This is a genomic window from Nocardia terpenica, from assembly GCF_013186535.1.
Lineage (GTDB): Bacteria > Actinomycetota > Actinomycetes > Mycobacteriales > Mycobacteriaceae > Nocardia > Nocardia terpenica.
In genome coordinates this window covers 181693-194056 of record NZ_JABMCZ010000001.1, presented here as the reverse complement: position 1 = coordinate 194056, position 12364 = coordinate 181693, and the positions used below count along the sequence as shown (strand labels likewise).

At 70.0% G+C, this 12364-nt stretch carries 12 protein-coding genes; all 12 read right to left on the bottom strand.

The annotated features are described in order from the left end of the window. Positions 1-66: 66 nt before the first annotated feature. The 12 genes from HPY32_RS00965 to lysA all read right to left on the bottom strand — a co-directional run bounded on the left by HPY32_RS00965 (position 67) and on the right by lysA (position 12326). Entirely contained in the window at positions 67-909 is an 843-nt protein-coding gene (locus tag HPY32_RS00965) for an ABC transporter permease (RefSeq protein ID WP_082870893.1), read from the bottom strand. Beyond that, positions 869-1687, bottom strand: a complete 819-nt coding sequence (locus tag HPY32_RS00960) for an ATP-binding cassette domain-containing protein (protein WP_067582125.1) — start codon at positions 1685-1687, stop codon at positions 869-871. The genes HPY32_RS00965 and HPY32_RS00960 overlap by 41 nt, the downstream gene beginning before the upstream one ends. Next, entirely contained in the window at positions 1684-2178 is a 495-nt protein-coding gene (locus tag HPY32_RS00955; protein ID WP_373686594.1) for a MarR family winged helix-turn-helix transcriptional regulator, read from the bottom strand. Before HPY32_RS00955 ends, HPY32_RS00960 begins: the two co-directional genes overlap by 4 nt. Positions 2179-2262: 84 nt before the next feature. After that, on the bottom strand, positions 2263-3165 hold the full coding sequence (gene prmC / locus HPY32_RS00950; RefSeq protein ID WP_067582122.1) for a peptide chain release factor N(5)-glutamine methyltransferase: 903 nt from the start codon (positions 3163-3165) through the stop codon (positions 2263-2265). Then, positions 3162-4241, bottom strand: a complete 1080-nt coding sequence (prfA, locus tag HPY32_RS00945; protein ID WP_067582119.1) for a peptide chain release factor 1 — start codon at positions 4239-4241, stop codon at positions 3162-3164. The genes prmC and prfA overlap by 4 nt, the downstream gene beginning before the upstream one ends. A gap of 84 nt (positions 4242-4325) precedes the next feature. Then, positions 4326-4553 (bottom strand): 50S ribosomal protein L31, encoded by a 228-nt coding sequence (gene rpmE, locus HPY32_RS00940; RefSeq protein ID WP_067582117.1) that lies wholly within the window; start codon positions 4551-4553, stop codon positions 4326-4328. A gap of 225 nt (positions 4554-4778) precedes the next feature. Then, a complete protein-coding gene (locus HPY32_RS00935) occupies positions 4779-5051 on the bottom strand; it encodes a hypothetical protein (protein ID WP_067582113.1) in 273 nt (90 codons plus the stop codon). Between the two features lie 38 nt (positions 5052-5089). Continuing rightward, complete coding sequence (rho, locus tag HPY32_RS00930) at positions 5090-7111, bottom strand: transcription termination factor Rho (RefSeq protein WP_082870892.1); 2022 nt, start codon at positions 7109-7111, stop codon at positions 5090-5092. Between the two features lie 320 nt (positions 7112-7431). After that, positions 7432-8385: a homoserine kinase gene (thrB, locus tag HPY32_RS00925; RefSeq protein ID WP_171982792.1), complete on the bottom strand. Its 954-nt coding sequence runs from the start codon at positions 8383-8385 to the stop codon at positions 7432-7434. 25 nt (positions 8386-8410) lie between these two features. Next, on the bottom strand, positions 8411-9544 hold the full coding sequence (thrC, locus tag HPY32_RS00920; RefSeq protein WP_082870891.1) for a threonine synthase: 1134 nt from the start codon (positions 9542-9544) through the stop codon (positions 8411-8413). Further along, on the bottom strand, positions 9541-10908 hold the full coding sequence (locus HPY32_RS00915) for a homoserine dehydrogenase (RefSeq protein ID WP_067582105.1): 1368 nt from the start codon (positions 10906-10908) through the stop codon (positions 9541-9543). The genes thrC and HPY32_RS00915 overlap by 4 nt, the downstream gene beginning before the upstream one ends. Beyond that, entirely contained in the window at positions 10905-12326 is a 1422-nt protein-coding gene (gene lysA / locus HPY32_RS00910; RefSeq protein ID WP_067582102.1) for a diaminopimelate decarboxylase, read from the bottom strand. Before lysA ends, HPY32_RS00915 begins: the two co-directional genes overlap by 4 nt. Positions 12327-12364: the final 38 nt, after the last annotated feature.

Sequence of the window (12364 nt, the reverse complement as noted above, 5' to 3'; positions counted from 1 at the left end):
AGAGTGTAGTGGGGTGGATCGAATCGCCGTGCTCGGTGACCCGTCTCGGCGGCCGGGTGCGCCGACCTACCGCACCAGTCGGCCGAGAAGCGATGCGGCGCAGGCGATTCCGAGGATCGCGGCGAGGACCAGCACGCCGAAGTCGAGCCAGGGGTTCATCGCGCCGCCGACCAGCAGGCCGCGCAGGGCGTCGACCTCGTAGCTGAGCGGGTTGACGTGGCTGATCGCGCGCAGCCAGCCCGGCATCAGGGTGACCGGGTAGAGCGCGTTGGAGGCGAAGAACAGCGGCATGGTGATGGCCTGGCCGATGCCCATCAGCCGGTCGCGCTTGGCGACCAGGCCCGCGATCGTCATCGACAGGCAGGCGAAGAAGGCCGAGCCGAGCACCACGACCACGGCCGCGCCGAGCAGCTTCAGCGGGTTCATCGTCATGTGCACGCCCATGGCCAGCGCCAGCACCACGATGATCAGCACCTGCGCCACCGAACGCACCCCGGCGGCAAAGCATTTGCCGGTGATCAGCGCCGAGCGCGGGGTGGGGGTGACCATGAGCTTGTTGAGAATCCCGGCGTCGCGGTCCCAGATCAGCAGGATGCCGTAGAAGATCGAGATGAACAGGGCGGACTGGGCGATGATGCCGGGCGCCAGGAAGTCCAGGTAGGGCATGGCGCCGGTGGGGATGGTGCGCAGCCGCGCGAAGGTGGTGCCGAAGATGAGCATCCACAGCGCGGGCTGCACCGCCCGGGTGAACAGCTCGCTGCGGTCGTGCCGCAGCTTCTGCAATTCGACCAGCGCGAAGGTGCCGATCCGGGAGCCGAGCGCGACCGCCCGGGACAGGCCGCGCGGGGCGTGCCGCAGCGGCGGGAACTCAACCGGCCCGCTGTGCCGTTCGACGAGTGTTCCGGACATTGCGGAGCCCTCCCTGGGTCGTGTCGTCGTTCAGGTCCGCACCCGCGTGGCGGCGGAAGACGTCCTCCAGCGTCGCGCCGGACCCCAGTTCGGCCTTCAGGTCCGCCGGGGCCCCGACCGCCCGCAGCGCTCCCCGGTGCAGCAGGGCGACCCGATCGCACAGCGTGTCGGCCTCTTCCATGTAGTGCGTGGTGAGCAGCACCGTGGTGCCGTAGCGCTCGCGCAGCTCGCGCACCCGCTCCCAGACCCCGTCGCGGGCAATGGGATCCAGGCCCACGGTCGGCTCGTCCAGGATGAGCAGCGCGGGCCGATTGACCAGCGCCTGTGCGAGTTCCAGCCGGCGGACCATGCCGCCGGAATACCCGGCGGCGAGCCGGTCGGCGACGTCGAGCAGGTTCATGGCGTCGAGCACTTCCTCGACGCGCCTTGCCCGTTCGCGGCGCGGCACGTCGAACAGCCGCGCGAACCAGGTGACGTTCTGGCGGCCGGTGAGCGTGGCCTCGATCGAAAGCTGTTGCGGCACATAGCCGAGGTTGTAGCGGATGTCGGTATTGCGGCGGCCCACCTCGAAGCCGAGCACCCGAACCCGCCCCTGCCGCACCGGCATCAGCGTGGTGAGCAGGCGGATGGTGGTGGTCTTGCCCGCCCCGTTGGGTCCCAGCAGGCCGAACACCTCGCCGCGCTCGATGCGCAGATTCAGGTGGTCGACCACCGTGTGGTCGCCGTAGCGGTGGGTCAGGTCCATACATTCGACGGCCGGAAAATCCGCCTGCGTCATCGCTGCCTCCCCTCTTCTCGGCGGTGCAGGATGTCGGTGAGCTTGTTCACCACGGCCAGGCCCCGCACCAGATCCGCGCGTTCGGCGGCGGTGAGCTCGTCGAGCGCGGTGGCGACGAGCCCGTATCGGCGCCTGCGGCTTTCGTCGACACCGCGCTGCACGGCGGCGGGCAGTCGCAGGCGCGTGGCCCGGCGGTCGTCCGGATCCGATTCGCGCACCAGCAGTTCCGCCTGCACCAGCGCGGTGACGAAGGTGGAGACGCTGTTGGGCGCCAGGCCCAGCTCCGCGGCGGCCGCCTTCACCGAGATGCCGGGATTCCGGCCGACCAGCCGCAGGAATTCCGCCTGCGAGGAGCTGACCCCGGCACGATCGAACGAGCGCCCGACCAGCCGGGCCACCTGCCGCCGCAGCCGCCCGAAGGTACCCAGCAGCCTGCCGACCAGCTCCGTATCCGGCGCGGCCACCGCTTCGACCTCGGGCGCTACCTCCACGACTTCAGAATAGCTCTGACTCAGAGGTATTTCTAGATATGACTTTGATCACAGCGATCGGGTGAATCCGCTTGCGGGCGAGGGTCAGTCGGCGCGGACGCGCTGCGCGACGACGAAGCGCGGCCGACCGGCCAGGTCCGGATGCTCGGCGATATCGGTGAAACCGCCGTGCGCGGCGAACAGGCCCGAGACCCGGGAGCCGTGTGAATCGTCGTGCTCCACCGCAGTCACGCCGCCCGCGCGCAGCAGGCGGGCGATGGTGCCGATCATGGGCTCGATCACCGACAGGCCGTCCGGGCCGCCGAACAGCGCCGCGTGCGGATCGTGGTGGAGCACTTCGGGTTCCAGCTCGGCCGTGACCGGAATGTAGGGCGGGTTGGCGACGACCACGTCGACGCGGCCGTCGAGTTCGGCCAGCGCCCGCGGATCGGTGACATCGCCCGCGTGCAGGGTGATCGGCGTATCGCCCTGGGCCGCTTGCCGATCCGCATTGCGCCGGGCCCACGCCAGCGCGGCGGGGTCGAGCTCGATCGCGTGCACCTCGGCGTCCGGGCGGGCGTGCGCGACGGCCAGGGCCAGCGCCCCCGATCCCGTGCACAGGTCCACCACGACGGGTGCGTGCGCGTGCCCGGCCGCCTCCAGTTGGGCCAGCGCCCAGGCGAACAGCAGCTCGGTCTCGGGCCGCGGCACGAAAACGCCCGGCCCGACCGCGAGTTCGACCTCGCCCATGGCCGCGACGCCGGTAAGGTGTTGCAGCGGAACCCGTTCCGCGCGCCGCGCCACCAATGCTCGGAATTCGCCCAGCTGTTCGGGCGTCAGCATCGGAACCAGCGCCAGCCGCGGCCGCTGCACGCCGAGCACATGGGCCGCGAGGTACTCCGCATCCACCCGCGGGCTGTGCACCCCGGCGGCCGCCAGGGCCGCGGCGGCCTCCGAGAGCGCGGGCCGCAACGGAAGACGGTCCCCGTCGCTCGGCGGAACGGTCACTCCGCCGCCAGCCGAGCCGCGCGGTCGGCCTCGCCGAGGGCGTCGAGCAGGGCGTCCATCTCGCCGTCCAGGACCGAGTCCAGGTTGTGGGCCTTGAAGCCGATGCGGTGATCGGCGATGCGGTTCTCGGGGAAGTTGTAGGTGCGGATGCGTTCGGAGCGGTCGACCGTGCGGATCTGGCTGGCCCGGCCCGCGGCGGCCTCGGCCTCGGCCTGCTCCTCGGCCACCGCCTGCAGCCGCGCCGACAGCACCTGCATGGCGCGAATCTTGTTCTGCAGCTGGGACCGTTCGTTCTGGCAGGTCACGACGATGCCGGTGGGTAGGTGGGTGATGCGGACCGCCGAGTCGGTGGTGTTGACGCCCTGCCCACCCTTGCCCGAGGACCGGTAGACATCGATGCGCAGGTCGGACTCGTCGATCTGCACCTGCTCGACCTCGTCGGGCTCGGGGTAGATGAGCACGCCCGCGGCCGAGGTGTGGATGCGGCCCTGCGATTCGGTGACCGGCACCCGCTGCACGCGGTGCACGCCGCCCTCGAACTTCAGCCGCGACCACACGCCGTCGCGGCTGGGCTCGCGGCTCTTGATCGACAGCGTCGCCTCCTTGTACCCGCCCAGATCGGAGACGGTGGCGTCGAGGACCTCGACCTTCCAGCCGTGCCGCTCGGCATAGCGGATGTACATGCGGGCCAGGTCCGCGGCGAACAGCGCCGACTCCTCCCCGCCCTCCCCGGACTTCACCTCGAGCACGACGTCGTCGGCGTCGTGTGGGTCGCGCGGCGCGAGCAGATCGGTCAGGGCCGTCTCCAACTCCTCGACCTGCGCCTCGAGGCCGGGAACCTCCGCGGCGAAGGAGGAGTCGTCCGCGGCCAGTTCACGGGCGGCGGCCAGATCGTCGCGCGCGGTCTGCAGCTTGGTGTAGGTCGACATGATCGGAGCGAGCTCGGCGAACCGCTTCCCGACGCGCCGGGCCTCCCCGGGGTTGTTGTGCAGCGCCGGATCCGACAGCCGCGTCTCCAACCCGGCGTGTTCGGCCAGGATGTCGTCGATCGCCGAGGGGGCCGTCTTGTCGGCCATCGCAGATGCTCCTTGGAAAGGGGGAAGGGTGCTCAAACACGTCGACGCCCGGCCTGCGGGGCAGGACGGGCGTCGGCGGGGCAGCTACTTGGCGTCGGCCTTCTTGGCGCGCTTGCCGTAGCGGGCCTCGAAGCGGGCGACGCGGCCGCCGGTGTCCAGGATCTTCTGCTTGCCCGTGTAGAACGGGTGGCACTGCGAGCAAACCTCGACGGTGATGTGGCCCGACTGCTTGGTGCTGCGGGTCTCGAAGGTGTTGCCGCAACCGCAGACGACGGTGGTCGCCACGTATGCCGGGTGGATTCCTGCCTTCATGGATGTCCTTTCGATGTGGTCGCCGGGTCGCCGTCGCGAATCGAGGGCGTGAACCGGAACCGACTAGGCGGGATGGCCTGCGCGGATCGCAAGCGCACCAGCGGTCCAGTATGCCAGAACCGCCGACACGCACTCAAAACACACCCGGAACCGGCCTTGTTCCCTCGAGTCGAGTAGTTCGCTACTCAGGAATACGAACACCGCTGTTCATAGAGTATTGCCAGGTCACACCCGCGTGATACCCGAAAGGACAGCCGTGCATCTCCACGCCGCTCGCATCGTCCTGGCCGTGCTGTTGCTCGCGGCGGCGATCGGCTGGTGGGCCGCGCCCGGCACGCCCCGGCCCGCGATAGCCGCCGATCCGCCGGGCGACGGGTCCCGGGTCGAATACACCGCCACGGTGGCGTCGACCGGCGCGATCACCACGGCCACCGCCGTGATTGTGGGACTGTTGATCGTCGGGGCCGCGGTGATCGGATCGGTCTTCTTCTCTCCCAAGATGGAAGGAGGCCCCGCGTCGCGGAGCCTCCTTCCGGTCACTCGTCGAGTGCGCCCGGTGCGGTCTTGGAGACCTGCATCAGGAATTCCAAGTTGTTCTTGGACTTCTTCAACCGGTCGATCAGCAGATCGATGGCCTGATGCGAATCCAGACCCGACAGCACCCGCCGCAGCTTGTGGATCACCGCGGCCTCGTCGGGCGACATCAGCAGGTCGTCGCGGCGCGTGCCGGACGGGTTGACGTCCACGGCCGGGAACACCCGGCGCTCGGCGATCTTGCGGTCCAGCTTGAGCTCGGCGTTGCCGGTGCCCTTGAACTCCTCGAAGATCACCGTGTCACCGGTCGAACCGGTCTCCACCATGGCGGTGGCGATGATCGTCAGCGAGCCGCCGTTCTCGATATTGCGCGCCGCACCGAGGAACCGCTTGGGCGGGTACAGCGCGGTCGAGTCGATACCACCGGAGAGGATGCGGCCCGACGCCGGCGAGGAGTTGTTGTACGCGCGGCCCAGACGGGTGATCGAGTCCAGCAGCACCACGACGTCCTGGCCCATTTCGACCAGGCGCTTGGCCCGCTCGATGGCGAGCTCGGCGACGGAGGTGTGATCGCCCGGCGGGCGGTCGAAGGTGGAGGCGATCACCTCGCCGCGCACGGTGCGCTGCATGTCGGTGACCTCTTCCGGACGCTCGTCGACCAGCACCACCATGAGGTAGACCTCGGGGTTGTTGATCGCGATCGCGTTCGCGATGTCCTGCATGATCGTGGTCTTACCGGCCTTCGGCGGCGACACGATCAGGGCGCGCTGGCCCTTGCCGATCGGCATGATCAGGTCGATGACCCGGGTGGTCAGCTTGTTGGGCTGGGTCTCCAGCCGCAGGCGCTGGTTCGGGTACAGCGGGGTCAGCTTGTTGAAGTCCGGACGCCGCTTGGCGGCCTCGATATCGCTGCCGTTGACGGTGTCCAGCCGCACCAGCGGATCGAACTTCTGCCGCTGGTTGCCCTGCTCGCCGTCGCGGGGCGCGCGCACCGCACCGGTGATGGCGTCACCGCGGCGCAGGCCGTTCTTGCGGACCAGGTTCATCGAGACGTACACGTCGTTCGGTCCGGCCAGGTAGCCGGAGGTGCGCACGAACGCGTAGTTGTCGAGCACGTCCAGGATGCCGGCGACCGGCTGCAGGACGTCGTCCTCGCGGATCTCGACCTCGCGGCTCTCGCCACCACCGCCGCCGCCCTCGCGGTCACGCCCGCGACGCCGCTCCCGGAACCGGCGACCGCGCCGGCCGCGGCCGGACTCGTCGTCGTCGCCACCGCGGTCGCGGTCGCCGCCGCGGCCGTTCTGGTTGGCCTGGTTGTTCTGGCCGCCGTTCTGCTGGTTGCGATCGCGGCGGCGCTCGCCGCCCTCCTGCTCCGGCTTGGTGTCGGCGGCGGGCGCCTCGGTCTTCGCCTCGGCCGGGGCCTCGGCGGTGGCCGTCGCGGCGGCGGCGCGCTGCTCGCGGCCCCGGCGCTGGCGGCCGCGGCCACGCTGGCCGGCGTCGCGGCCCGTGTCCTCACCCGAATCGGCCGGTCGCCCAGCGCTTTCCGAGCCCTCCGACTTGGCGGGGGCGCTCTCGGCGGGCTTGTCCGCGCCCACGCCGTCGAGCGTCTGCTGCTCGCCCCGGGCGGACGCCTTCTCGGCCTTGCCCTTGCCGTCGGCGGTCTTGGTCTCGGCCTTCGTCGAAGCGGACTCCCCACCGGTCGACGGCGCCTCGGCGGCCCGTGCCGCCGGCTTCGCCTCGTCGGATTTCGCCTCGGACCGGCCGCGCGTGGCCTTGCCGGGCGAGGCCTGATTTTCCTTGATGGCGGCGATCAGATCGCCCTTACGCATACCGGATGTCCCTCGGATACCGAGCTCTCCGGCAAGTGCACGCAACTGCGGCAACAACATTCCAGTCAGCCCCGATCGTGCGACGTCAGTTTGTTCGCTCATCTTCGAAATCTGTCCGGAGTCACTTTCGCGGCCGCCCGAGGAACGTGCATCCGTTTCCATCCCGGGTGTCGCGAGCAGGTCCGTATCTGTCACGGAGATCCTTTCCTTCCCTCGATTGCCGTGTGCTTATTCGAGGGTTTCGTCCCGAAGCCCGATCACCATGCCGAGCTCGGATGCCGTATCGCCTGCCCCGCCGGACCGGCGGCCATCACCACGTGGTCACAGCCACCGGTTCATAAAGGTGGGAGTGATCATTCCAGTGCTACCCCCGAGATTCGCGATCCATGTCTCGAATCTGAGCAAGGAGCCTGCTGGAGCGATTGCCCTGATGAAGCACCGGCGTCTGACGCGCACGATGTACGGACTCGCTCAGGATAGCCCCCACTCGGAATGCCTGCAAGGCAGGCACGCCGTCAGTCCACGCGCACACCCTCGGAAATTGTCGGTTCGATCACTCGAAGTCCGTCCGCCGCCGCGAGTTCGCGCAGTTCGGCCGGGAATTCACCGGTGTGCAGAGCCAGTACGGTCGGTCCCGCACCGGAGACCATGGCCGCAATTCCCGCCTCGCGCAATCGCGCGATCCACGCGGTTGTCAAGGGCAGGGCCGCGGATCGATACCCCTGATGCAGCCGGTCCGCCGTGGCGGGTAGCAGCAGGTCCGGGCGCTGCGTCAAGGCCACTACCGCCAATGCGGCGCGACTGGCATTGAACGCGGCGTCGCCGTGCGGCACCATTTCCGGCAGCAGGCCGCGCGTGTGCGCGGTCGACGACCGTTCCTCGGGGACCACGACGGTCGCGCGAATCGCGGGATGCGGATCCAGCCGTACCGCGCGGTAGGAGCGCGTGTGGTCGGCGATGCCCGCACCCAGATCGGCGGGGCGATCGGTTTCGGTCCACGACACCACGATGCCGCCCAGGACGCTGGCGGACGCGTTGTCGGGATGCCCCTCGAATTCCGAAGCCAGCTGCACCAATTCGGCATCGTCGCAGGCCAGCTCCGGATCGAAGCGGGCGGCCAGCCCGCGACCGGCGGCCAGCCCGCCCACCACCGCGGACGCGGAGGACCCCAGTCCACGCGAGTGCGGAATCACGTTGCGGCACACCACATCCAGGCCGTCGGCCCAGACCCCCGCCGACTCCAGGCCGCGCTCGATCGCCCGCACCACGAGATGCGAAGGGCCCCAAGGCACGTCGTCGGCGCCCTCGCCCTCCACCCGGATCGTCAGTCCGGACCCGGTCGTTCGGACCTCGATCTCGTCGTACAGGCCGAGCGCGATGCCCAGCGAGTCGAAGCCCGGACCCAGATTGGCGCTGGACGCGGGCACCCGCGCGAGAACCTCGATACCGGCGGGCAGGGTCCGGGTCAGCAGCTGCCCCTCACGCGAGTGCATGTCAGCCCAGCTCTAGTTTGCGGGCCACGGCGATCGGGTCGACCGGAATCGCCTGCACCTCGGGCATTCCCGCGAGCGCGGTATCGGGATCCTTGAGGCCGTTGCCGGTCACCGTGCAGACCACGGTCAGCCCGGCGTCCAGCCAACCCTCCGCGCGGGCGGCCAGCAGGCCCGCCACGCTCGCGGCGGAGGCGGGCTCGACGAAGACGCCCTCGGTGCCCGCGATCAGGCGGTAGGCGGCGAGGATCTCCTCGTCGGTGGCGGCCCGGAACGCGCCACCGGACTCGTCCCTGGCGGCGACCGCGCCGTTCCACGACGCGGGCGCGCCGATGCGGATGGCGGTGGCGATCGTTTCCGGATTCTTCACCGGCGCGCCGTTGACCAGCGGCGCCGCGCCGGCGGCCTGCACGCCGAGCATGCGCGGGCGACCGGTCGTGATGCCGTCGGCGTGATACTCGCTGTAGCCCTTCCAGTACGCGGTGATGTTCCCCGCGTTGCCGACGGGCAGCGCGTGCACGTCCGGGGCCTTGCCGAGCACGTCGCAGATCTCGAAGGCCGCGGTCTTCTGGCCCTCGATGCGGGCCGGGTTCACCGAGTTCACCAGGCCGACCTCGGGGAATTCCGCGGTCACCTTGCGGGCCAGCTCCAGGCAGTCGTCGAAATTGCCCTGCACCTGGATGATCTCGGCGCCGAGCATGACCGCCTGGGCCAGCTTGCCCATGGCGATCTTGCCCTGCGGGATCAGCACCGCGCAGTGCATGCCGGCGCGGGTGGCGTAGGCGGCGGCCGATGCCGAGGTGTTGCCGGTGGAGGCGCACAGCACCGCCTTCTGGCCGCGGGCCCGGGCGTCGGTCATCGCCATGGTCATGCCGCGGTCCTTGAAGGAACCGGTCGGATTGGCCCCCTCGACCTTGAGGTAGACCTCGCAGCCGGTGAGCTCGGACAGGTGATGCGCGGGCACCAGCGGCGTCCCGCCCTCGAACAACGTGACCGGCTCCCAGTCGGCTCCGACCGCCAGCCGATCGCGATAAGCCGCGATCAGCCCCGGCCAGGCCGTGTGTACCTGCCCCGGCGCGCTGCCACCAGCTGTCCCCGGCGCGCTTTTGGCCGGGGCCTCCGCTCCCGTCGTACTCATTCCTCGGTGCCTTCCAATCTCAAGACGCTGGTCACGGACGTGACGGATTCCAATTCGGCGAGCGCGGCCACGGTATCGGCCAGCGCCGACTCCTCCGCGTGGTGGGTGACCACGACCAGTCGAGCGCCCGCGCCGTGTCCCTCCTGGCGGACCGTCGAGATGCTGACGCCGTGCTTGGCGAACTCCCCGGCCACCGCCTGCAGCACCCCGATGCGGTCGGCAACCTGCAGGTTGACGTGGTAGCGGGTCGGTGTGTCGCCGATCGGCGCTATCGGCAGCTCAGCATAAACCGATTCGCCCGGGGCGCGGCCACTGTAGAACTTGTTGCGCGCGGCCATCACCAGGTCGCCCATCACGGCCGCCGCGGTCGGTGCGCCACCGGCGCCCTGGCCGTAGAACATCAGCCGCCCGGCATTGTCGGCCTCCACCACGATCGCGTTGAACGCGCCGTTCACCGACGACAGCGGATGCTTGCGCGGGATCAGCGCCGGATACACCCGCACCGAAATCCGTTCCTTGCCACCCTCTTTCGGCCCGGGCTCGCCCGGACCGGCGGGGACCCGCTCGCAGATGGCGAGCAGCTTGACGGTGCAGCCCACGGCCGCGGCGGTCTCCAGATCCTCGGCGCTGATCCGGGAGATGCCCTCACGGTAGACGTCGGCGGCGGTGACCCGGGTGTGGAAGGCCAGCGAGGCCAGGATGGCGGCCTTGGCGGCGGCGTCGTAGCCCTCGACGTCGGCGGTCGGGTCGGCCTCGGCGTAGCCCAGGCGGGTGGCCTCGGCCAGCGTCTCGGCGTAGTCGGCGCCGGTCTCGTCCATCGCGGACAGGATGAAATTCGTTGTGCCGTTGACGATTCCGACCACCCGGTTGACCCGGTCGCCGGACAGCGACTGGATCAGCGGGCGCACCACCGGGATCGCCCCGGCGACGGCGGCCTCGAAGTACAGGTCGGCGCGGCTGCGCTCGGCGGCGGCGGCCAGTTCGCCGGTGTAGTCGGCGAGCAGGGCCTTGTTCGCGGTCACCACCGATTTTCCGGCGTTGAGCGCCGCGGTGATCAGCGAGCGGGCCGGGTCGATGCCGCCCATCACCTCGATCACCAGATCGACGTCGGGGCGGGTGACCAGGCTCTCGGCATCGGTGGTGAGCAGTTCGGCGGGAATGCCGCGATCGACGTCGAGCCGGCGCACCGCGACACCGCGCAGCGCCAGCGGCGCGCCCACGCGCTGCCGCAGATCGTCGGCGTTGTCGCGCAGAATCCGCACGACCTCGGTCCCGACGTTGCCCATACCGAGCACCACCACACCGATCGGGTGATCGGAGCCGAACGCTCCGTTCGGTCTGGCCACGGACACGGCCTCGGTCATGCTTCCACCTCCAAGCTCAACAGGTCCGCCACCGTCTCCCGGCGGAGGATCGGACGCGACTGCCCTGCGCGGACGGCCACCACGGCCGGACGCGTCAGCATGTTGTAGCGGCTGGACATCGAGTAGCAGTAGGCGCCCGTCGCCGCCACCGCGACCAGATCCCCCGGGCCCACATCGGCGGGCATCCAGGTGTCACGGATGACGATATCCCCACTCTCACAGTGCTTTCCGACCACCCGCGCGACCACGGCCTGCGACTCGCTACCGCGCGAGACCAATCGGCAGTCGTAGTCGGCCTGATACAGGGCGGGCCGGATGTTGTCGCTCATGCCGCCGTCGACGCTCACGTAGCGGCGGCGCGCGCCCGCGTCCAGCGTGACGTCCTTCGTGGTACCGACCTCGTAGAGGGTCACGGTGCCCGGACCGGCGATGGCGCGGCCCGGCTCCACCGCGAGGGTCGGGGCGGGCAGCCCGATCTGCGCGGCCTCGGCCGCGACCAGATCGCGCACCTTGGCGGCGAATTCGGTCAGCGGCGGCGGGTCGTCGCTCGGCAGGTACGAGATACCAAGGCCGCCACCGAGATCCAGGGTGTGGATCTGCGCGGTGCGCTCCACGCCGAACTTGTCGATGGCGTCGCGCAGCAGCCGCAGCATGCGGCGCGCGGAGATCTCGAAGCCGTCGATGTCGAAGATCTGCGAGCCGATGTGGCTGTGCAGGCCGACCAGGCGCAGGTTGTCCGCCTCGAACACGCGCGCCAGCGCCTCCATGGCGTCGCCGCCCGCGATGGAGAAACCGAACTTCTGGTCCTCGTGCGCGGTCGAAATGTATTCGTGCGTATGGGCTTCCACGCCGACGGTGACGCGCACCAGCACGTCCTGCACCACACCGGCGCGCCCGGCCACGGCCTCCAGCCGATCGATCTCGATCAGCGAGTCGACCACGACGTGACCCACCCCGGCGCGCACCGCGGCTTCCAGCTCGGGCACCGATTTATTGTTGCCGTGCAGGGCGATTCGCTGCGCGGGGAACCCGGCGTGCAGGGCCACCGCGAGCTCGCCGCCGGAACACACGTCCAGCGACAGGCCCTCGTCGCGCACCCAGCGCGCGACCTCGCCGCACAGGAATGCCTTGGAGGCGTAGTGGACTCGCGCGCCCTCACCGAACGCGCGCACCATATCCCTGCAGCGGGAACGGAAGTCGTCCTCGTCGATCACGAACAACGGGGTGCCGTACTGCTCGGCGAGCTCGGTCACCGGCACACCGGCGAGCCGCACCACACCGTCGGCGTCGCGAGAGGCATTGCGCGGCCACACATTCGCGGGCAGCTCGATCAGCTCCGCCGGATCGGAAGGCCGCTCCGGCAGATTGGGTGCGTGGGGAATTTCGGCGTGCCTGGGACCTGCGGGGTGTGCACTCATGCCTCCACCTCGCTAGCGCTCGGCTCCGGCATGACCGC